This is a genomic window from Bradyrhizobium sp. AUGA SZCCT0182 (genome assembly GCF_018130185.1).
Taxonomy (GTDB): Bacteria; Pseudomonadota; Alphaproteobacteria; order Rhizobiales; family Xanthobacteraceae; genus Bradyrhizobium.
The window spans coordinates 18,264-40,374 of the sequence record NZ_JAFCLY010000059.1; the positions used below are offsets into that span (position 1 = coordinate 18,264).

The 22,111-nt window shown below is 56.0% G+C and carries 19 protein-coding genes; 14 read left to right on the top strand and 5 right to left on the bottom strand.

The window, feature by feature from the left end:
- Positions 1-505 precede the first annotated feature (505 nt).
- From JQ611_RS37405 to JQ611_RS37415, 3 genes are all read left to right on the top strand, one after another.
- Complete coding sequence (locus JQ611_RS37405; protein ID WP_249133766.1) at positions 506-1,387, top strand: YihY/virulence factor BrkB family protein; 882 nt, start codon at positions 506-508, stop codon at positions 1,385-1,387.
- Positions 1,388-3,472: 2,085 nt separating this feature from the next.
- Positions 3,473-3,850: a hypothetical protein gene (locus tag JQ611_RS37410; RefSeq protein WP_212468273.1), complete on the top strand. Its 378-nt coding sequence runs from the start codon at positions 3,473-3,475 to the stop codon at positions 3,848-3,850.
- Positions 3,851-3,907: 57 nt separating this feature from the next.
- The gene (locus JQ611_RS37415) at positions 3,908-4,099 is read left to right on the top strand and encodes a hypothetical protein (protein WP_212468274.1); all 192 of its coding nucleotides are present in this window, start codon (positions 3,908-3,910) and stop codon (positions 4,097-4,099) included.
- Between the two features lie 464 nt (positions 4,100-4,563).
- Here the strand turns inward: JQ611_RS37415 and JQ611_RS37420 are convergent, their stop codons facing one another.
- Both JQ611_RS37420 and JQ611_RS37425 read right to left on the bottom strand, forming a co-directional pair.
- Positions 4,564-4,740, bottom strand: a complete 177-nt coding sequence (locus tag JQ611_RS37420) for a hypothetical protein (protein ID WP_212468275.1) — start codon at positions 4,738-4,740, stop codon at positions 4,564-4,566.
- 179 nt (positions 4,741-4,919) lie between these two features.
- Positions 4,920-5,696: a triacylglycerol lipase gene (locus JQ611_RS37425; RefSeq protein ID WP_212468276.1), complete on the bottom strand. Its 777-nt coding sequence runs from the start codon at positions 5,694-5,696 to the stop codon at positions 4,920-4,922.
- Between the two features lie 973 nt (positions 5,697-6,669).
- On the opposite strand from JQ611_RS37425, the gene JQ611_RS37430 reads away from it, so the two are divergent.
- The 8 genes from JQ611_RS37430 to JQ611_RS37460 all read left to right on the top strand — a co-directional run bounded on the left by JQ611_RS37430 (position 6,670) and on the right by JQ611_RS37460 (position 13,447).
- Positions 6,670-6,909: a DUF6894 family protein gene (locus JQ611_RS37430; protein WP_212468277.1), complete on the top strand. Its 240-nt coding sequence runs from the start codon at positions 6,670-6,672 to the stop codon at positions 6,907-6,909.
- 382 nt (positions 6,910-7,291) lie between these two features.
- Positions 7,292-7,417, top strand: coding sequence for a hypothetical protein (locus JQ611_RS42620; RefSeq protein ID WP_283816798.1), 126 nt, complete (start codon positions 7,292-7,294; stop codon positions 7,415-7,417).
- Between the two features lie 134 nt (positions 7,418-7,551).
- Positions 7,552-8,049 (top strand): ferritin-like domain-containing protein, encoded by a 498-nt coding sequence (locus tag JQ611_RS37435; RefSeq protein WP_212468278.1) that lies wholly within the window; start codon positions 7,552-7,554, stop codon positions 8,047-8,049.
- Between the two features lie 2 nt (positions 8,050-8,051).
- On the top strand, positions 8,052-9,335 hold the full coding sequence (locus JQ611_RS37440; protein ID WP_212468306.1) for a DUF892 family protein: 1,284 nt from the start codon (positions 8,052-8,054) through the stop codon (positions 9,333-9,335).
- A gap of 102 nt (positions 9,336-9,437) precedes the next feature.
- Positions 9,438-9,656 carry a hypothetical protein gene (locus JQ611_RS37445; protein ID WP_212468279.1) on the top strand — a complete coding sequence of 73 codons (219 nt, stop codon included), beginning with the start codon at positions 9,438-9,440 and terminating at the stop codon, positions 9,654-9,656.
- Positions 9,657-9,974: 318 nt separating this feature from the next.
- Complete coding sequence (locus JQ611_RS37450) at positions 9,975-10,835, top strand: VWA domain-containing protein (RefSeq protein WP_212468280.1); 861 nt, start codon at positions 9,975-9,977, stop codon at positions 10,833-10,835.
- A gap of 18 nt (positions 10,836-10,853) precedes the next feature.
- Complete coding sequence (locus tag JQ611_RS37455; RefSeq protein ID WP_212468281.1) at positions 10,854-12,158, top strand: protein kinase domain-containing protein; 1,305 nt, start codon at positions 10,854-10,856, stop codon at positions 12,156-12,158.
- Positions 12,158-13,447 carry a metallophosphoesterase gene (locus tag JQ611_RS37460; protein WP_212468282.1) on the top strand — a complete coding sequence of 430 codons (1,290 nt, stop codon included), beginning with the start codon at positions 12,158-12,160 and terminating at the stop codon, positions 13,445-13,447. Before JQ611_RS37455 ends, JQ611_RS37460 begins: the two co-directional genes overlap by 1 nt.
- Positions 13,448-14,086: 639 nt before the next feature.
- On the opposite strand, the gene JQ611_RS37465 is transcribed toward JQ611_RS37460, so the two are convergent.
- Positions 14,087-14,992, bottom strand: a complete 906-nt coding sequence (locus tag JQ611_RS37465) for an NAD(P)/FAD-dependent oxidoreductase (protein WP_212468283.1) — start codon at positions 14,990-14,992, stop codon at positions 14,087-14,089.
- Positions 14,993-15,083: 91 nt separating this feature from the next.
- On the opposite strand from JQ611_RS37465, the gene JQ611_RS37470 reads away from it, so the two are divergent.
- Positions 15,084-15,989, top strand: coding sequence for a DUF72 domain-containing protein (locus JQ611_RS37470; protein WP_212468284.1), 906 nt, complete (start codon positions 15,084-15,086; stop codon positions 15,987-15,989).
- Here JQ611_RS37470 and JQ611_RS37475 read toward each other — a convergent pair.
- Both JQ611_RS37475 and JQ611_RS37480 read right to left on the bottom strand, forming a co-directional pair.
- Positions 15,982-17,316, bottom strand: coding sequence for a hypothetical protein (locus tag JQ611_RS37475; protein WP_249133767.1), 1,335 nt, complete (start codon positions 17,314-17,316; stop codon positions 15,982-15,984). The two genes, JQ611_RS37470 and JQ611_RS37475, sit on opposite strands and share 8 nt — an antisense overlap.
- A 782-nt stretch (positions 17,317-18,098) precedes the next feature.
- On the bottom strand, positions 18,099-18,932 hold the full coding sequence (locus JQ611_RS37480) for a YihY/virulence factor BrkB family protein (protein WP_212468285.1): 834 nt from the start codon (positions 18,930-18,932) through the stop codon (positions 18,099-18,101).
- A 971-nt stretch (positions 18,933-19,903) separates the two neighbouring features.
- Here JQ611_RS37480 and JQ611_RS37490 point away from each other — a divergent pair.
- Both JQ611_RS37490 and JQ611_RS37495 read left to right on the top strand, forming a co-directional pair.
- Positions 19,904-21,406 carry an FAD-dependent oxidoreductase gene (locus JQ611_RS37490; RefSeq protein ID WP_212468287.1) on the top strand — a complete coding sequence of 501 codons (1,503 nt, stop codon included), beginning with the start codon at positions 19,904-19,906 and terminating at the stop codon, positions 21,404-21,406.
- A 295-nt stretch (positions 21,407-21,701) separates the two neighbouring features.
- Positions 21,702-22,088 (top strand): alpha-ketoglutarate-dependent dioxygenase AlkB, encoded by a 387-nt coding sequence (locus tag JQ611_RS37495; RefSeq protein ID WP_249133768.1) that lies wholly within the window; start codon positions 21,702-21,704, stop codon positions 22,086-22,088.
- The last annotated feature ends 23 nt before the right edge of the window (positions 22,089-22,111 follow it).

Here is a 22,111-nt window from a genome sequence, read left to right on the forward strand (position 1 = left end):
TACTCCTGCGCCTCATTAAAAATTACGCTGCCTTGCGGTTCACACTTTTGAGTGCCATCGTGTTCAGGCGACAACGCACGCAAGGGAGCCGTGAAGAAGCGTACGCAGCTCAAGAATCCGCTGACGAAGACATCCACCAAGCGCAATAAGGCGGGCGGGCAGTTTATGGCCGTTAAGAAGAGCGCGAAGAAGTTTAAGGGCGTCAGACGTGAGAAGTGATAGGTAAGGCCTGCCTGGCGGTCGTTGCAGTGTGCATAGCGTTTCTGATCGAACTGGCAGCATGGGCCGTCCTGTTATGAGGAATTTTCGGCGGACGATGCGGCCTACAAGAACGCCTACGTGGCGGTGGTTCAGGCATGGGCGAAAGGTATAATCAAGGGCACAGCTAACAGGTTTCTGACGCCACTAAATCAATTCTCGAGGACTAGGCTCAACCTGACCTAGACAAGTTTCTTTGCTCCGAACAAGGCGGACTTGGTCGATGTGGACTGCAGGTCGAACCGCCATGAAGGTTTTCAACCAACCAGGCGCCTTTGCTTGGGCTGTGATCACACAATTTCGTGCCAACCAGGGTGTTTTGCTTGCTGGAGCGGTGGCGTACTACACGCTATTGTCGTTAGTCCCGCTGCTTATCCTCATTCTAATGGCGCTCTCCCATATCGTTCCAGAAGACCGTCTTCTTTTGACCCTTAGCGAATATCTCGAGTTTGTAATTCCAGGGCAATCAGGAGCTTTGGTAGAGGAAGTTCGGACGTTCCTCGCTCAAAAGCAAGTCGTCGGCTGGATCCTGTTCGTCACAATGCTTTTCTTTAGCGCACTGGCGTTTACTATTCTCGAGAACGCAATGTCGGTGATTTTCTTTCATCGGGTCAAAATCAAGCGCCGACATTTCCTGGTGTCAGCCGTAATGCCCTACTTGTTCATCCTTTTTTTGGGTGTAGGGCTACTCATCGTCACCGTCCTTTCCGGAGTGCTCCAGTTCGTGGGCACTCGAAGTATCGTGATTCTCGGTCAGCCACATTCCCTGGACCAATTTTCCATTTTTCTCCTCTATATCGTTGGAGTTACCGGTGAGATCTTTTTGCTAACTGCGATCTATTTTGTCATGCCTGTGGGGCGATTGTCCTTGCGTCATGCACTGATTGGCGGAGTGACGGCCACGCTCCTTTGGGAAGTGATGAGGCACATTCTGGCTTGGTACTACGCAACCATGTCTCAGATTCAACTTGTTTACGGCTCCCTCACCACGTCGATCGCTGTGCTATTGAGTGTTGAGCTTGGCGCATTGGTCTTGTTGATCGGCGCCCAGGTGATCGCAGAATATGAACGGATTAGTCGTGAGCCAATCGAAACGGCGGCCCGACCGGCGAAGCTGGAGGAACCATAGAGCGCGAGGGTTTCCGGTGACACCACTGGAGCGCAAACTGCATGCCGCGCTCCGCAGCGAAGACCCGCAACTGCTCCTTGGCGCGATTGGCGTCTTGCTCGTCGGTCCACCGGAGCTACCGGACCTTACTCCGATCGAGGAGTCCGATTTTCCACTAGGGTTAGGAACGCACTAAATGCCGCAGGTATGAAATCCATCGGCGATGTACCGAGGCCTCGGATGCGACGCTTCTCAGCTTGCCTAATCTTGGGCCGGGCTCCGTAGCCTTTTTGCGCGAAAAACTAGGCCTGCCTTCGACCGAGGGAGTGCGCCCTGCTTTTGGCTCTTAACGTGCGCGGCTGGGTCGAGCCATTGCGGCGACCAAAGCCCGCCTTGCGCGTGCTGGCGGCCTTCTCAGGAGCATTTGAGAGTCTTCTAGTCCGTATGAACTCTGCGTGGCGCACACTAAGGAACTAAGGATCCTGGCGGCCGCAACAGACTCAACCCTCAACGCGCTCGCGATTCAGGCCTTGAACGATCTGAAAAGCACGGCAAGCGGCCGGCTATCGGAAATCCCCTCCCCCGAATAAATAGTTAAGAATGCGGCTGCAAATTCCTGGCGCGCTGGATGCGATTGATGCGATGAGCGGGGAACCAACTAGACCATTAACAATTAGCGGTCATGGATGAAAAAGATCTCGAACGCCAAGGCAATGAACCATCCCCGTTCCTTTTTTTCGGGATCGCGGCTTTGCCGTTCTTTGGCTTAATGGGATGGTATTTCGGCTTGTTCGGTTGAAAAAAATCTGCCCCTGCTATAGGCACCGGGTCAACATAACAGCAACCTGCATGCCACGAGGCGGGTACTAAAAGTGTCGGAGGTGCGAACGCTGCACCAGGCCGGCCGGCGGCCTCATACTCATGGTCGCCCCCATGATGGGGCCGCCGTTAAGGCTTCTTGTGGGGACGGTGCCGAGATTACTGACACCTCGGAAAATATTGGGATGTTTCTTCCGCTAGAAACACTCGGCACCGTCCATCGATAGCCGACTGCCTAATCCGCGGGTGTACCGCGAGCAATCAGGTTAGCGGGCCGGACTTCGTCATACTCGTAGACGACTTATGCAGCACCTCCAAGGCAGGGGACCAGCGCAGAGTGCGGACCGAGCCTTATACCAGTCTCGCAAACACAGATGGCAGGGTTCCGAGCTGGGCCGTTCGTTCCGCACAAACGATGCCTTCGTTGGCAAGGCGTATCGGGTGCCTCATCCCGCCCTTCCAGGCATTTGAGATCGCCGTGGCAACCAACAATTCAGGATTGGGAAACTTATCAACGAGCCCGGTCGCGTGCACGTAGCCCATGGCGATAGTCATAGCTTGGCACAAGTCGGGGTTGTTTTCGGTAATGGGAAAGTGCGCAGCGTACATGGGTCCTCACCACTCTTGCTGCGTTAGAAACTTTGTAAATACTTCACCGTTCCTATTCTGGTGCTTCCGGCAAACAAGCACTCTGTGGGCCAGGCGCGACGGTAATCAAACCTCGCTACTGCGCCTGGTCTCCCATTTAAAAAATAGGAACTCAAGCCGCGCTTGTGTATTCTCGGGCCAGCCGTCTCGTTTAGCCACAGACGGTCCTCTGGCCGGGCGGTCCACTGACACCATGCAGACGGCCGCCCGGTTTCAATTTATCGACGGTGGCCCAACGGCAGATTCATTGCCCTCGCCTTTTGACGCAACGTCGCACCCGATCGCTTCATAAGCTTTGCGATACGCTCTACCGGAGTCTTAGACTTCGAATGCGTCTTCAGCAGTTTTAGATCGTCTTTCGTATATCCACGACGTGCCGCCGTCTTCTTAGCTTTCTTGGCCACAAGAGACTCCTTTGTGTGAGGTGCCCTTCTAGCATTAAGCGATTGCGTTGCAGCTTAGGGGCCAAATGGCGGATCGGCGTTTAGCCAGGATAACCTAAGCTCAACACCCCCGTGATGATGGCTGCCACTAATTCCATAAAATCAGTCCCTCTGAATGATTTCTTGGGGAGATACCCCACCCTACCAATGCCGCCTGAAGGAAAAATGAGCTAGGATACCGATTCTGGAGGACACCATGGACACTGAAAAGACTGAGCAAGCCACCGAGGCCGACCAATCCAAGAAGCCCATCATGGAGCAAATGACCGACCTGGTCGCTGGAGCGGCAGGAACATTAGCTGAGGCCGCGGTAAAGACCGTTGCCAAGAAGGCCACCAAAGCGGTTGCGAAGCGCGTACCGAAGTCGGTCAAGAAGGCCGCCAAGAAAGTGGCCAAGGCTGCAGCGGCTAAGAAGACCGCCAAGAAGGCCTCGAAGAAGTCAGCAAAAAAGTCGGCCAAGAAGTCTTCGAAAAAGGCCGCGAAGAAGTCCGCACCGAAGAAATCAGCTAAAAAGGCGTCGAAGAAATCCGCCAAAAAGTCAAATAAGAAGAAAAGTAAGAAGTCAAAGCGCTAACGTTCAGCTCTTTCTCAGACATTGAAACGCCCCACATCATCTGGGCGAGAGAGAAACATGGCGAAGAAATCCAAACGCAAAGACTCTAACGTACCGATGACGGGGCGACAGATCACGAACGCCATGGCAAAGAAGAAAAAGAAGACCGCCGCTAAAATGCGCTCTGCAAAAACCGCCAAGAAAAGTGCGAAGAAAGCTTCTAAGAAGAGCAAGAAGACGGGGAAAAAGTCGAAGCGGATTATGCTCTAACCTGCTTGACTCAGTCACTGATATTTATTCCCAGGCGCTGAAGGACGCCGCTCTGCATGATCACATTTCTAGAACATTCGATTACGTCGAATATTGATGTGCCCATTCGGCCGAGCCGACATACAACTCTAGTTTGGGCCACGTGTTGCGGATAATATTCTTTAGGTCGTTGCAACGCCGCTTATGCCAGCGGACTTCTCCTGCTCAAACGCGGCGATGGCCGTATAAACTAACGTCATGTGCCATGCGTTCACTTGCCTTCGTCAAGCTCATTTAAGGATATATCGTATGCCGCCACGCGGTCAGCACGGCGCTCGTGACCGATAGCGCCGTATTTCAGAGAGTTGGTGGCCAGCTCATGGACAACTAGGGCAGTGCCGCCGCTTCGCTAACCGCCATTCGTCGAACCTATACCCGCACTCGCCCGCTAAAGCTCCCATGTCATTCAATGGTATAGCAGAGCGTCACCGTGCGGGCACTTCCGTCACTGTGACTTGAAGGCCAGCATCCCCAAGAGCTCCAAGGATGCGCTTCGCAATTATTTTGGCCTCCTCAGAATCTACCTTGAGCTCGGGACGGTCGCCAAAGCTATCGAGTATCGCCGTTGCGATGATCGCGTTTATTTGATGCTCATCAGTCATAACTGCTCCCAGTCCCAATTGACGTGGCCTAAGTTAGCGACGCGAAAAACCTCAGAGCAAGGTAGGCGACGACCGCTGTAACGAACGTGATGCCAATCGCGACGGCGACGCTTCTAACAAGATGTCCCCAATTCATACGTCTGCTTCCAGGATGCCCTGAGATTTCGCTCAGGTGCTCCTCATTTCTCGCGTTGAGCGCCCAGCGAGGGATCGGGGAAGATAAGGCTTCGCAAGCCACTGCGATCGAAGCGTTTCCACGCTCCCTCCGGCTGCGCCAATCTGTCGGCAACCGCATAGACGGCGGCGGGATTCACGGCCAGCCCGCAATGGCTGCCTTGCACCTCAATGCTTTCTGACTGAGCGGAGGTTTCCTCAACACAACCCTGCCACGCGCAAATTCCGTCCGTGCGGCTATAAATCGCCGTCGTAGGAACTGGTGGCGCGACCGCAACATCCTGCGCGTCGTCGACCGATTGGCCGCTGGCAAACTCATAAACTCGCCACGCATTTGTGGATTTGGGACTGGCGCCGAAGGGACTTCCCAGCGAAATCACCGAACGAACGCGATCTGGCAACATCTTTGCCAGTTCCCGCGCATAAATCCCGCCAAGGCTCCAGCCTACTATGCTGATTTTTCTACCGTGCAAGTCGCTAAGTTCACGCACCAAATCGAGCATCCGATCCTGGACGCCTTCACGAAGGCCTCGGTTTAGCCCCTGCCCCCAGCCACTAACCCTGTAGCTACGACCTTCCAAAAATTTGCGCAGCAGTAATGTGGAGTCGTCACCAGCCATGAGGCCGGGTAACACCAACACCGGATGTCCGTCCCCCTTTGGCACCAAGTTTAAAATCGGAAGCGCACCCAAAAAAGCGCCGAATTCGGTGAAAGCGCGCCGCCCTTCAAGCATCATAAGAATCTTAGATGGCGGACGAAATGACTGAGTTGTAGCTGGCATTTTTACCCTTGTTGCGTTGCACAAGGAGAACCTGCCAACCGACTGGTTGTTCCTAATTGCATCTCAATTGCCCGGAAGGAGCTAATTTTGTGACTAAAGCCTATAAATGCATATAAATGGCAGGCACTGATAGGAACGGAACGCCTCCTCAGATGTTGCGCTGCATCATAGAGGACTTTCATATGTCGAAGATCGAAAAAGCTCCGCCGGACCACACAGCGCCGCTATCGTCCCCGCCATCTATTCCTTTTTCGTTCAGTTGGGGCTCAGGATTAGAATGTCCTCGAAGCCCCCACTGCTAAATTCGGTCCGCCGCGAGAATTCGGCGAGAAGCGCCCAATTGCGAATGCGGTTTAAGTCGGCGAAACGCCTCGTTGCCTTGTCGCAGTGGACGATGAAAAGCCCGCGAGCACGGTCTCCACCACGACCGCGAAGGGCGGCGCTGTGTGTTAGCGCGCGTATTTGCGCATGATGAACAGCGTAAATCGGCGTGCGCGGCTCTGATGACTCAACATGCAGAATGTTCTGGAACACCGATTAAGACTGACTTTTCGGGATTGCACGGACAATCAATTGAGGGCCGCAGCGCGCTGCGCGCGGCCCTTTTTCACGTTTTCATTGGGCCGCCCCGCTAGAGCGCGAGTCCTCACATCAAAAGCTCCGGGCACACATCGATTTTAACTTCGCCATTACAGACGATATGTTTGCTCAAATTGAGGGACAGCCAGTGATCATTGTGCGCGGCAAGAGCCAGGTGGCTCACACCCGCGGACGATATCCGAAACAGCAATCGACCTGCTTCTACTAAGATGAACTGTTGTGACTTCGAAGAACGGCTGCGTGTAGAACGCTCAACCGGTCCGATGACGCCCGGAAATAGTTCTGGCGCGGCGCGCTAAGAGGCTGCGCAGTTCGCGAGGAACAGAAACCGGTTTCACCCTTTAACTCAGCGTGGTGCAGCCGGACGACGTAAATGAAACGCTATTACTTTGATCTTATAGATAGCAACGGGATTGTCGTGGACGACGAGGGGATGGATTTGGCGGACATTGAAGCCGCTCAGGACGAGGCCGCACGATCACTGGCAGATTTTGCGCGGGGGGCTTTGCGCAGTTCTCCCGCCGCTCCAGCCGACATGGCTGTCGAAGTCCGAACTGATGCCGGCGCGGTCATGCGCGTTAAGTTCTCATTCGAAATAGAAAGAACGAACTAACTCGCCGGTAAAGGCCACCTCACTTGTATCCGCCGGCATCGTGCGAATTTCAATCACATCCATTCGGACCTTCAGGCTCATCCCTGCCGACGATGAAGCCCGGCGCGGCTTGATAGCGATGGATGCGAGGGTGCCAAGCACCGTGAGCACGCAGCGGGGCCGGCGAACATTCGTTTCAAGAGTGGCGGTTCCGCAGTCGCGCTTCGCGAAGAACTACGTTCAAACATTAGCGGGGTGCCCTTGTGCCTCCTCACGCACGTCGTCGGCCATGCTAAGCTCGCGTTGCTCGACGATTGAACCTACTGTCCTCAGGTGCTTCCCCCCTTTTTGCGGCGACAAGCTCGGTGGCATTATACCGATTTCTGGTGAAGAGACGCGCCTGATGGTCTCCGAAAAGGTCAATGCTGCAGTGGAAGCTAGCGCGATGCTGATTGGAGGCAAGCGCACCGGCGAGGTCATCGATTTCTATAGCAAGCAAGTGGCAGCCAATGCGACGCGGCTTACCTAATGCCTCGCCGCATCAGTACCGCCTGTACGATGAGCGCATGCAAGGAACTCCGTTCTAAGGGAAGCGTGCGGTACAATAGGAACGATGAGCGGCGCGTCTCGTTGGACGGTCTCCTACCAACAATGGAGACGGCAATGACTACCACAGCAAGAGACGTATACGTCGCCGGTCTGCGCAATGCGCACGCGATGGAAGTACAGGCGCGAGAATTGATGGAGCGTCAATCGGAGCGACTAACCGACTATCCAGAAGTAAGGGTGCGGGTGCAGGAACATCTGGCAGAAACCAACGGCCAGCTCGGTCGCCTTGAGCAATGCTTGCAAGCGTGCGGAGAAAGCAATTCCACCCTCAAGGACGCGGCGCAATCCGTGATGGCTAACATGATGGCAATGACCCATGCGATGGCTGGAGATGAAACTCTCAAGAACACGTTTGCAAACAACGCTTTGGAGCATTTCGAGATCGCCGCATATAAATCGCTCCTAACGTTATGCGACAGCGCTGGCCAAGGCAGCTCCCGCTCGCTGCTCGAGGCGAACCTAAAGGAAGAAGAGCGAATGGCCGCCTGGATCGATGCCAACGTTGCAAAGGTGACCCAACAGTATCTCGCGATCGAACAGAAGGCGGCCTAATCATGTACCACCACGTCAAGAAACTGATGTTCACCGTGCGTGTCGACGAGCCGGACGTCCGATTTGGCAACATGCTGCTGGAGCAGTTTGGCGGTGCCAACGGCGAACTGGCTGCTGCCATGCAATACTCCATCCAGGGATTGAATTGCGAAGACCCTGACCGCAAGGATCTCCTGATGGATATCGGGACCGAAGAACTCAGTCATCTCGAAATCGTCGGTTGTCTGGCACGCATGCACCTCAAGCCCTCGAAGTTCGACCGGCAGGCGGCCGAAACTGACCCGCTGATTGCGATCGCCGGAGGTGGCGGCGTTAATCTGTTCAACTCGCAAGGCAATCCATGGACAGCCGACTACCTCAAGATCACCGGCGAGCTCGACGTTGATCTGCGCAGCAACATCGCGGCGGAAGCCAGGGCCAAGATCGTCTATGAGCGGCTCATCAATTTTTGCGACGACGCCGGCACCAAGGACGCGCTTCAGTTTCTCATGACCCGGGAGATCACGCACATGAAGGCTTTTGCCGCAGCCCTGGAGAGCATGAAGAAGCCGGCGTTCAGCATCGGCAAGCTCGCCCCGACGCCAGGGCTGGTGAACCAGTTCTTCAACGATTCCACGGGGGCCGGCGATGAAGGCGAGATCGATACGCGTGGTCCCTGGAACCAGGGCGGCGAGTGGGAATTCGTGGAGTCGCCCGCCTTCTCGCAGTCCGAGCCCGGCATCAATGGCTCGCAACCGATCAAGACAGAGAGTTCGCCTCCCCTCGCGCCTGAGGGCATGGCTGAACTTCTGGTCGACGAACTGCGAGACATCCTGCACGCGGAGAAACAGTTGACTAAGGCACTGCCAAAGATGGCAAAGGCGGCGCGGTTTGATCGCCTGAGAGAACTTTTTGAACAGCATCTGATGGAGACCCAAGAGCAGATTGAGCGGCTCAACGAATGTTTCTCGCTGCTCGGCGAAACTCCCCGCGCCAAGCCCTGCAAGGGCATGATGGGTCTGGTGGAGGAAGGCCAGGAAGTCATGGAGGAAGGCGCGGACAAGGAAGACGCGCTTGCCGATCTCGCTCTCATCGGTGCGGCGCAGCGGGTCGAGCACTACGAGATTTCCGGGTACACGACCGCCAAGAACCTGGCCCAGCAACTACGCCACAGCGCCGTGGTGGAATTGCTGTCAAAGTCACTGGCGGAGGAAGAAAACTCCGACCAACTGCTGAATCAGGTGGCCCGGAGCTTGATGTCGGTTGCCCAGATGCCGGCGGCGGTCGAGCGTATCGAAGTCGAATAGGGACTGCCGGCCGGCGCGCCGTTGCGAGCGCGCCGGCCGCCTTTCGTGCGTGGTAACCGAGTTCGAGGAAGCGAAACAAGTGCAAGCCGTAACAGCACGCAAATGAGTAATCATCGCCCTCCCCTGAACGATGATCGTAGCCCGCTGCTGGATTTGATGACGTGCGTTATTTGCATGCAGACGATGAAGATCGAGAAGGCCGACCCGGACGACGACGGCAACGATCTCATTCACTACCGGTGCGACATTTGCCAGGCAGTTGAAACGGTGCGGCTCGTTCGTCGCCAGCCTCCGATCAGCCGGCCGAAAAGATCCCCGTGACTAGAGGCTTGCGCATGATTTTGCTTCGAAACCTACGTGTCCGTGGTCGGCCTACTGAAGCTGACGACGATCTATCCCTCGCCCAGGCCGCCCGAAGTGACAGTAGTTCCGGGCTTCGTGCCGGCCAGCGTCTCCATGGCGGGACGGGCTCTCGAGCGAACGACCAACCCGGGTGCTTGCTTTATTCTGGCGGAGGCCTTTGGAAATTGGCCTACCTCGCAATGGCTATCGACGCCGAGATGCCGCGTGAAGCATAGGAACTTCGGCTACTTTGCCTTGTTGTACTGCCCACTGCACCCATTCGCTTATGGAGCCATCATGACCTCAGCTGAGCATCCCGAGAACCCGATCCTTCCGGAGGGCAAGGCAGCGATCGACAACCCTCAACCCGAAGCTCCGGCGGAATCTACTTCGAGTTTAGACGAACCCAGTTTGACCACGTCAGCACCTCCCGCAAAGGCGAAGACAAAGGGCGTGGCTGATATCGTGTTTATGGTTGATATCAGCGGCAGTATGGCTCCTTGCATTGATGCGCTGCGAACAAACATCGAAGCTTTCATCGACTCTTTGAGCAAAGGAGAAGCGAATAACGCTCCACCGATCCGAGACTGGCGAGGAAAGGTGGTGGGTTATCGTGACGTCGAGGCGGCTCAATCGGAAGGAATTCAATGGATCGTGGATGCACCTTTTGTGCGCGATACAAGTCAGCTGAAGGCGCAATTGGCCGCGTTGAAAGCGGAGGGAGGGGGTGACGAGCCTGAATCGCTTCTTGATGCTCTGTACAAGGCTGCCTCGATGGAAGCCAGTCCCAAAGGTTCCCAGACCGAAGACCCGAACAAGTGGCGGTATAGAAGCGATGCGGCACGTGTAATCATCGTCTTCACGGATGCATCGTTCAAGGAGAGCATGAGCATCCAGGAGGCCAAGGGCGGCTCCTTGCAAGATGTTGCAAACGTCATAATGGCCAACAGGATTATTCTGAGTTTGTTCGCTCCCAATTTTGAAGGGTACGACCGTCTTAGCCAGATCGATAAATCGGAGTGGGAGGTGGTGGAATATGAGGGGTTAAGCCCTCAAGAGGCCTTAAAAAAATTCACATCCGATCCCGTAAGTTTTCGAACAACCTTGAAACAGCTTGCAGCAAGCGTGTCTCGATCAGCGGAGACCGTGGCCCTCTGAGGAGAGAGCTACTCTGTTATGGCAAAAAAGCTGAAAGTTGGGGACGTTATCCGCGATTACCGCATCACGAAGGTCTTCGGACCAGGGATGATGGCGATTTCGTATGGCGCCGTTTCACCTTCCGGGGAATTAGTTTTCTTCAAGCAGTACAAATCTCCCGCGCCGACCGTCGTTTGGTATAATTCGTTTGTTGCCTATCAGCGCGAGCTCTCATCACGTGTTAAGAATGGCAAGGCGGCTCGCTTCGCAGTTGCCCAACTAGATGCCTTCGAAGAAATCTGGGGCGGTCCTTGCTATTTTCAGGCTTTTGAGTTTGTGAAGAATGGGGACGATCTGCAGAAAATCTTCGATGTCGAAGCCGATGAACACCGAAAATCAAAGGTGGCTCCGACCCAAAATTCAGCAGTGTGGTCTCGGCATGTAACGTGGGCCAAAGTATTGATGGCCGGAATTGAAGCGCTTCATCAATCCAACATTGCGCATGCTGATCTTAAACCGGCTAATATCTACTTGATCCGTGATCCAACTATCAAAGCGGGCTATCAGCTCAAGCTTATTGACATGGATTTCTCGTTATTGACCGACCATCGAGCGCCGTGGCACGGTCATCAAGGATACATCGGAAGCGATAACTACCGATCTCCCGAGCACCTCACCCGTCGTCAAGTGCCTGATGCCCGATCAGATATTTTCACCTGCGGACTAATTCTTTCAGAACTGCTTACGGGTAGGCATCCTTACTGGAGCGACGACCAGGGGGAATATGCCAAAATGGCACTCGGGGATCAGGCTAAGCCTCTACCGCTGGTGGGGACCATGCCGCTGCCAGCCCAAAACTCGTCGGTTAGTTTGGCGATCCACCGCTGCCTTTCTTCTGACCCTACACTTCGCCCCACAGCTTCTGAATTGCGTGCCGTTCTCAGCGGAAGCGATTCGAATCGGGAACGGAGCGAGATATCAATGGATCCCTCACCGACAGCCAGCGATCGAAGGAAACGAAGAGAGCCTATCACCGCCGATTTGTTGCAGCTCCAAAATGCGGAGGGCGGATCCCTGAGAATCGGGGTTCGAACAGAGCTAACTCGGTCCCTTATGCAACAGCTTGGTCCAGAGGCTCAATTTTGGGATACGAAGCAATGTATCCTAGACCGCAACTCTCAAGGTCAGTGGGTCCTGACCCCACAAGAAAGAACGGTCAACGAAACCTTGCTTAATGGAGCAGCGGTCACCGGACCGGTGGTGCTCAGCGATGGCGATTCAATCGCTGTTGGCCGAGCGGCAAAGGGCGTTTTGAAAATGCCACTCTTAGTGCGGGGCGGCTAATGCCAATGATCGGCCGACCTGATTCGGAGGATGAACCCCAAATAGTGGCCGACCTTGCGTCACAATCTGACAGGGTGACCGCTCCAGTTGCCGATCCAGACCCCGAGAAATTGAATGCACCTTCCACTGCTGAGTACGCAACGGGTGCCCCTCCGGAATCCACGGGTAGCAGTGCTCATTTGCCTGACGGAGGCCTTCGTGCATCCCCTCCCTTCCTTCCCGTCGTTGATATTGAGGACTTAGATTGGTGCGCACTTAGACGGCTCATGCTTGGTAATGGCGTCCGCGGTCGGATCTCCGATATCGTTAGCAAAGTAGAGACCTTTCTCGGCACTTCCAAAAGAAACGCGATGCTATTTGATGCGTATCGTGCTTTTCCAGACGATAAAGTCATTCGCGTAATAGACCCGGGCGTGGCACCGCTGTGGTTTATTGGGGACCTTCACGGCGATCTACTGGCACTTGAAGCGGCGATAGCCCTGATTCGCACCCATCCGAAATATGGGTCCCCCGATTCCCGGATCATTTTTCTCGGCGATCTATTCGACGACGAAGGTTTCGGTTTGGAAGTGCTGCTTCGTATTTTTGAGCTTATCCTGGCCCACGCTGCAACGATTTGTGTGATTGCAGGAAATCATGACGAGGCGCTTGGGCACGACGGCAGTCGTTTTACGTCGACAGTATCTCCATCGGATTTCTCTGACTTTCTTAACAACAATCTGTGCGACGATGCGATTGTTAACGCTGGAAAGTTAGCTATACGCCTTTTTGCGAATGCGCCTCGAGCACTCTTTTTTCCTGACGGGCTTCTAGTCGCGCACGGAGGTTTTCCTTTGGCCGACCTACATTGCACTCTCAAAGAGACCGGAGACTGGAACGATCCACCCTGCTTATCAGACTTCGTGTGGGCGCGAGCCCATCCGACTGCTCGAAAGAAAATACCCAACCGTTTCACTCGAGGCAGTCAATTTGGTCATGAAGATTTTTCAGCGTTCTGTTCGGTAGCGTCCTCCTTAGGCCGCCCGGTTACGCACATGGTGCGTGGGCACGACCATGTTGAGGAGCGCTACCAGGCTTATGCCGCATACAAAGCGAACCCCGTTCTGACCACCGTTGCCCTATCCAGGCGCCTTTCTAGAGAGTTTCTGGGCTCCCATGAAAGGCTCCCGACGGTAGCCCTTTACACTGAGCATTCGTTACCTCAGGTGTTTCGCCTCCATATCCCACCACATCTAGTTCGGGAATTCTACCCCGACGTTTCCGAACCTCAAGCTTGTGACGCATCATGAGTGCCGTAATCTTGCGATGCGACAATTGCGGCACTTCGCATTCCGCTCGCGGGGTGTGCGAGGCCTGTCATGAGGGTCAGGTTCGGTACTTCTGTAAAAACCACGATCCGGGGCGCTGGCTTGACAGCCCGAAGTGCTCGCAGTGCGGGGCCGAATACGGCGTAACTATAAGTACGCCGCCAACCCGTTCCCCGGTGGAGACCGTCCGAAGCGCCGGCACTAGAAAAAGCGCCGCGACTAGCGATGCTCGATCTCGAAGCCCGCCGCCTCCAAAGAGACGGGGGCCTTGGGGCTCAAGACCCACTCATACCGAAGAGATCCTTGTAAGTGATGAACTGGTAGCGCGGGCAAGGGCGATGGAACGGTTGCGTCGTATACTTGGTGGGGCCGGTTACGGCCCCCGAATGCCGGATTCAACCGATTATACTTATGGCCCCACCACCCCGAGGATAGCAGGTGGCTGCTTTCGAGTCGTTTTGCTCCTCATGTTCTTCTTTTTCCTGCTCTCATTGCTTGGTTCAAATTTTGGAGCGTTATTGCTTGGTTATTGAATTCCCGGCCGCGGCGTTAACAGCGGTGCGCTCGTTCAGACCGGTACGACCACAATTCCAAACGGCCCGGGAAGCGAGAGTTGACACACTACTCGCACAATCCGTCGCGGCGCAGGAAAGCCTTATTGATCGCCACGGCTGCCTGCGCGCCCTCCGCGATAGCTACCGCGACGAGGAGGACGTCGCGCGACACATCACCTGCAACATAGACACCGGGAACGCTGCTTTCTTCGGTGTCCGGATCGATGACGACGCCTCCTTTCTCGTTACGCGCGCACCCGAGACTTTCGGACAGGTCAGAAGCCTGATGGCAGCCGGTCGAAAAGAACAAACCGGTCCGGGGGAGTTCAGGCCCGCTCTCAAATACTATTCTCGCAAGCTCCCCGTCCGCGCCTTCCAGGGACCGGATTGGCTCAGATCGCAGTGGAATCTTGTATTCTTCGAGCTTCCTGATCGCTTTCGCACTGACCTCCGTACCATCGCTGCAGGCCACCACATCGGACATCCAGTGCTTCATCATGATGGCTAGCTCCGCGCCCTTATCACCCTTGCCATAGGCAGCTGCCGGCTTCCCGGCGTATTCGAAACCGTCGCAGTAGAGACAGTGATGCACCGAACCCCCGTAGAGGGGTTCGAGCCCGGCAAGTTCGGGGAGCTCGTCAACGAGCCCCGTCGCAAGAAGGACTTTCGAGGCCGTGCCGTGCGTCCCGTCCGCGCATATGAACTTAAAGGCCTCGTCGGCAGGAACGATATCGGTGACCCGTGTCCCGCGTACCTCGACGGATTTATATCGTGAGAGTTCCTCCAGCGCCTCGTCGAGGAAATCTGACGGCGACCGCCCTTCCCGTCCGATTAGGCCGTGGATGGCGTGCGAGCTCAGATTCCGCTGGCGGCCCTCATCGCAGAGCAGCGCCTTCCGGTGGCACCTTCCCAGGATGAGCGCGGCACTTAGTCCGGCGGGTCCGCCGCCGACGATGAGAACCTCGAATTGCATCAAAAACCCTTTCGTTGCCAAAGCATATAGATTTCCCGGCTTTGCTTGGAACCCCTCACCGCTGTCCGGACGTTAGCAACCGGGAAGAGGTATGCCGCGCGCAATAACAGCAGCTCAATGGACCGAACTTACGCTCGATGAGCGCCGCGAACGGCGTCGGCTTCGCCGCGAAAAGCAGCGTGAGGACAATGTCCAACGCGCCGCAAAGATGCATGCCGCCCGCCTGAAGAGCGAAACAAATATCGCGAGGAAGATGGCCGGGCATAAGCAAGCGGTTTTTGTGGGATGCTCGGGCTGGCGTTACTGGAAATGGCGCGATTCATTCTATGAGGGCGTGCCGCAGAACGACTGGTTCGCGCACTACCTGAAGAGCTTCGACACCGTCGAGATCAATGCCTCCTTCTACTCATGGCCCACGGTTGCCGGTGTCCAGGCCTGGAGGCGCCAGCCGGGCAAGAAGAAGTTCGTCTACACGGTCAAGGTCAGCGAGTACATCACTCACATCAAGAAGTTCAAAGGCACGAAGACGCTCGTGAAGGATTTTGGATTGATTGCAGACATTCTCGGCGATCGCATGGGCTGCTTCCTATTTCAGCTTCCGCCGAGCTACCGGTACACTATGACCCGGCTGGGCGATATCGTCAGCCAGCTCGATCCGGCGCGCCGCAACGTTGTGGAATTCCGGCACGCCAGCTGGTGGAATGAAGAGGTTTACAAGGCTTTCCGGGCGGCGGGAATTATCTTCTGCTCCTGCAGCGGACCGCGCCTGCCCGACGAGCTTATCCGCACAGCGGATGAAGTATATGTCCGCCTGCACGGCCCAAAACGATGGTATCGGCACGACTACTCCAAGAGTGAGTTGGCGATTTGGGCGGACAGGATTAGATCGAGCGGGGCGAAGAACGCTTGGATTTACTTCAACAACGATAACGATGCTCATGCCCCAAAAAACGCGATAGCGTTGCGGCGCATGCTCGGGCGAGAGGGTTTTAAGTAACGTTACGGACGGTGACCCTTGTAGCCGTTCCGACATTTTGCGGACGCATTCTCACCCGGCGCTCGTGCACTTTCCACCAAGCGCCTACGGCTGCGACGATCTCGTCCCAAAGCGAGGTTGGCAAATCAGCGGCTGCGATCCTGACCACGTAGCGATCGCGGATCCTATCCTTTGACCACTCCGCCGCCCCAAAATCGAATCCGAAGCTTCCCGCATGGCGTAGAGGCAAGCCTCTGCGTCGCAAGTCGGCACATAGTTCCGCGACAATGTTCCGCGCTTGGTTCTCATCGAGTGTCCTGGCAGAAGCCAAAGTGACGTAAAGACCGTGTGCAAAATGGCGTTCGGCAGCTAATCCGGCAAGCTTCGCGGAAAAATAGTGCGTCATCCGACGACTATTTACCAGCATGGCGGCCACCCGCTTATTCGTCAGCGAGCGATAGGGCGGAGATCCCACGTAAGGCGGGAAGTGCGCCGGCAATGCCGCGCCACCAAATAGTCGGATTGCCTTTTGCATCTCGGTCAGGAGGGCTTCCAACAACTGATGCTTTGCGCCCCCCGCGCGCGAACGAGGAGCGAAGACTGCAGATCCAAGCCGCCCATATTCAACGCCGAGAGAATCAAGCTTCGTATGGCTACGAAGTAATATAATCGGAATTCCTGCGCAGCGGGCCCAACTCAAAGCTCGCATAATCCGGCCGGAGCCGCTGGAAAAACAGGTCGTATCGAACGCTATCAAATCGAGCCGCGGTAGAACGCATTTGAGTGTCTCTTCAAACGCGCTTGCCGTGGTACAGGAGTCCAACAACAGAATCCGTGGCCGTGATTCGTGAAGTCTTGTGAGTTCGGCGAATGATCCGCCGAGTTCGATCCTTCTTAGATGCTTCATATGACCGTCTATGAGCTCGATCGTCTCAACGTAGGAGTTCGGCATGGTGATGATGTCAGCTGCGGAAAAAACCGGAGCTGTCGCCATTAACAGCCCCGCAATGGCGGCCATTCCCGACGCCGCATAGACCGTTTCGCTACTCGACTGGTTCTCGAGCGCGTAGAAGGATGGACCAGTTACATCCAGATCGGCGCGCTGATAGTCGTATTTGAATTCGAATGGGCCCGATCTAGGCCGACCTGAATGCGTCCAGGCGGTTTCCGTCTGCGCCCAATCATGAAGAGCGTGATCAGCTTTAAGCGCTGCGGCAAGATGAAATTTCTGCTCGATCACCTCGGCTACCGACTTTGGAAACTGGATCGTCAAAGGATGATTGAGACTACCGTTTAGCAGCTCAAGCTCTTGCTTTTTTCTGGTGAGGTAGGCTTCCACGGTTTCCATGACGACCTCTGTTCGTCACATCAACGCGAAATAGATGAATTGGGTCCTAAATTTGAGGGCCCTGTTGCAAAAACGTTTCTCGCCCCAGAGCCCGTTTCGAGCGTGGATGCGTTCGCTTCGTTGAGTGAAACTGGACCCGGTTCCTGTTTTGTGGATCCACTGCCCCCTGGGCGCTCAAGGTCGCGGCCTAATAAACCACAAGACGCTTTACCACGAACCCAAATCAGAAATGTCCCCATCAGTCGCTAGAAGCAGCTGATTAACAACTCTTTGCTTCTCGCAGTTTCCTTACGGGACGACTGCTAGGAACGAATTTCTCCCATCCAACGTTGTCTGATCACCAGCCAACTCAATGGAGACACTAATGAAGAAGATTCTCATCGCGGCTGCCATGGCCTAATAGGTACCAACTCATCATTTGCTCAGAGTACCGGTGCACCCGCTGCGGCTCAGTCGGACATGAATAAGCCCGGTATGAGTAATAATTCCAGTACCCAAATGAACTCCGGCACGACCGGCGCTTCGAAAGACCGTATGAAGGACGGGATGACCCAAGGTGGCGCCTCAAAGGATGGCATGGGCCAAATGAACAAGGGCGGGACTTCCAAATAAGCCGCGCACTGCCCAACTCTTCGCGGCGTACCAGCCGCGCCGTTATCTTGGCGGCGCGGCTATCTATTTACAATCCTACTCTTGAAGATCGGATACCGCTGGCCCGCGGCTGGTCAAGTGCGCTATTGACCGCCACATGGAGCACCGGATTTGCCAAGCCGCCATCTATCTCACTGCCGCCTGAGCAAGCCGTTGTGCTTCGCGTAACTGTGGGTGATTTCCGCACCCATCAAGATGATCTGCGACGTGTAGTAGACCCAGATCAGCACGACGACGATCGAAGCGGCAGCCCCGTAGTTTGATTCCAGTCCCTGTTTACCAATGTAGAAGCCGATCGCCGCCTTACCGATCTCAAAGAATAGCGCGGTGAGAAACGCGCCCAGCCAGACGTCCCGCCAACCGACGGAAACATCGGGCAGCCATTTGAACATCATGGCGAAAAGCGCCATCACCACCACAAACGAAACCAGCATGCTTGCGATGTGCAGCAAGCCTTCTGGCAGGTAGGTTGCGGCATACTTTCCCGCGGCAGCTAAGCCCGCGCTCACCAATAGCGAGACCAACAGTAAGAAACCCAACGTCAATACTGCGGCAAATGACAGCACATAGTTGCGCGCGAAGTGCCAAAGCCCCGACCCCTTCGACTCCTCCACCTCCCAGACCACGTTTAGCGCGTCTTTCAATTGCACGACGACACCAATCGCGGCGAAAAGTAGCGCTCCTATACCAAGTATGGTGGCGAGAATGCCCGCAGCAGGCCGGCTGGCCTCAGTGAGCATTGCCTCAATGGCCTTCGCACCGGTTTCGCCAAGCATGTCCTTGATCGACGACATGACCTGTGCGGTGACGGCATCGTGGCCGAAAAGCAGTCCGGCCACCGCGATGGCGATTACGATAATGGGACCGAGTGAAAACACGGAATAATACGCTAGCGCGGCCCCCTGCCTCGCATCCTTGTGGTTCGACCAGTTGGCCGCAGCCTCTTTCAGTACCGTCCACCACATGACCACGTCGACCCCGTTTAGCGTTATACGGTCAATAAGGACCCTGCGGATGGAATGTTCCTTTGGACCGAGAGCCGCAGACGAGAGGCCCACAACTCAGGGGCCTAACCTCGGCTCCAGGAATTTGCGGGATTCACATTGTCGGCGAACGTGTTTCGAAAACCAACAGAGACAGCATTTCCGCCGCTCACGCCATTATCAACGCATCTGGCCTTGCTGCTCATGACGGATGGCATGCGCCAATATACGCAAACGCGGGTCGCTCCCATCGCGAACCTGCGAATTCGCCATTGCTACCGCCCCCTTGTGAGGTCATGAGATCGAGGAATAGCGCGTCGAAGGATGAGCCCTCTGTGGACCCAAGTCTCGCAACCTCCCCCGTGTCGAGCAGGCCGGGCATCGACGCGCGCTCGTGCGCCGAACAGATCTTCATAGGTTCACCGAACCAGCTCGCCCACCAATGTAACAGTATCTAGGCCTCTCAGCTTTGGCTCGCCACCAGGAGCAATGGGCCCGTCGGGTCGCCGGCTCTCTCGGCAGCCATCGAGGCCAGCAGAATTTCCTGCTCGTGATGCCGGATGAAGGTCTGGTCGATAGTCGGATCCCGACCGTAGACGGCGAAAAGTACTGCGACCCAAGCAGCAGGACTCCGGCAATTGCGGCCAGGCTCCATACCCGAAGGAATGTCCGCCCCTCGAATGCCCGACGTTCAGAAGGCGAGCCGCGAAGCCAGGCGAAGAGCGGGTACATGGATGCCGACGAGAGATGGACCATTCGCTGAACGTTCCTAACGCCTGCCACCCTCGAACGGCTCCTCTCTTCCGCGCGATTGTCAGTGGGTGTTCGGCAGGCGACAGCCCATGCAAAAGCCCGCCGTGGGCCGGCGAGATTTCCCTCATTCTTTGCGCCATTGGCCCGATGGGAACCGGTGATACGCCAGGCCGTTTGCATGCATTGAAGGAGGAATGCAAATGACCAGCAAATCTCTTTGGATGTCGATTGCCGTCGCGCCCCAGGCCATCCCGCTGCAAGGTGACGAACGGTGCGACGTAGTCGTCGTGGGCAGCGGCATTGCCGGCCTGTCGACGGCCTACGAGCTAAGCCAGCGCGGCCGTTCGGTCATCGTTATTGATCGGGGTCCGATTGCCGGCGGAATGACGGCGCGTACCTCCGCCCACTTGGCACCGCTATGCGATGACCTGATGAGCGAGATGCAGAAAATCAAGGGGGAAGATCAGTCGAAGCTCTTCTATCAGAGCCAGGCTGCGGCGGTGGACCGCATCGAGGAAATACAGAAAAGAGAAGGGATCGATTGCGATTTTCGCCGTCTCAACGGCTACTTGTTTCAAGGCGACGATATGCCGGCCGACGTGATAGACGAGGAACTCGATGCTGTGCGGGCGGTAGGCGCTCCTGTCGAGCGTTTGGTCGGCGTGCCACTCAGCGGGTGCGACAGCCGCCATGCGTTGCGTTACCCCCGCCAAGCGACATTTCATCCGCTCAAATATCTGGCGGGAGTGGCCGAAGCCTGCGCAAAGCGCGGGGTTCGCTTCTTTGCTAATACGGCCGCAGATGAAGTCGTCGAAGAAAATGGCGCGGTGACGGTCAAGACCGCGCGGGGTTTGATCCGCGCCGGCCATGCCGTTGTTGCCACCAATTCATCGATCGTCGACCGCGTAGCGCTGCATTCGAAAACGTCGCCCTACCGGACGTATGTCATTGGCTTCGCCATCAATCGCGGCGCCCTGCCGGATGCGCTCTACTGGGACACCGAAGAACCCTATCACTACGTGCGCCTTCAGCCGGGGGATAACGGCATGGATTTCGTCCTGGTTGGCGGCGAGGATCATAAGAGCGGCGAAGCCGATGACGCCGACAAGCGTTTCGAGCGCCTGGAGCAATGGGCGCGTGGCAAAATGCCGATGCTGAAAGATGTCACCCATCGCTGGTCGGGACAGGTGCTCGATACGATCGACTACGCCGGCTTCATCGGCAAAAACCCCGGGTCGGAGTACATTTACGTCGCAACCGGCGACTCCGGACAGGGCCTGACCCACGGCGTGATGGGTGCGATTCTGAATGCGACCCTCGTTACGGGCGGCGAAAGCAAATGGACGGAGCTGTATGCGCCCGACCGCAAGCCACTGAAGGCCGCTAAGAACTGGGTAATGGAAAACAGCACCGCACTCAAAAATCTGGCAGAATATGTGACGCCGGGCGAAATCAGCTCTGCGGATGAATTGGAGCCCGGAGAGGGCGCAATCATACGCGAGGGCCTAAGGAAGATTGCGGCTTATCGCGATGCAAAAGGGAATGTCCATCAGCATTCCGCTGCGTGCACACATCTCGGGTGCCATCTGCACTGGAATAGCTTCGAGAGCTGCTGGGACTGTCCGTGTCATGGATCTATCTTCGGGCCCGAGGGACAAGTGCTGAACGCGCCTGCCATATCCGGCCTCACTCCAATTTCCTGACGCCAATCCAGCCCCACCCCGCCCGTAGGCCGTCCTTTCAACCGCGCCTTGGAAACCTACATACCTGGCACCGCCTATGGAGGCTTCGTGTCCGAGCAATTTTCCCTGTTTAATAAAGTGCGTCCGAAGCCAGAAGGACTGCGCTACGCTGCCGAGTTCGTAACGCCGGCGATCGAACAGGAACTTATTTTAGGAATTCAGACCCTACCGCTCCAGCCTTTTCATTTCGGCGAATTTGAAGGCAAGCGGCGGCTTGCCTCGTTCGGCTTCCGCTACGACTACGACCCTGCGCCAATTGAGGCGCGCCGAACCGATCCCCGGCTGGCTGGCGGAAATCGTTGCAAACGTCGAGACATTTGGAGGCCCTGGAGTTCGTATCCAGCAGATTCTCTGTACCGAATACGGCGTGGGGGTCGGCATCGGCTGGCACCGCGACAAGTCGCATTTCGACGAAATATTCGGCTTATCGCTGGGATCTACCTGCAAGTTGCGGTTCCGCAAACGGGGGGCCGGCGAGAACTGGGATCGCGCCACGATCGATGCCGAGCCCCAGTCGCTCTACATGATGACCGGCGCGTCGCGACGAATATGGGAACACAGCATTCCCGCCGTTGAGGCGCCGAGATATTCAATTACGTTTCGCACGATGATCAAAGGGCCTGACCCACGTATGCTGGCCTGATACGGTTCGGCCGAACACGGATT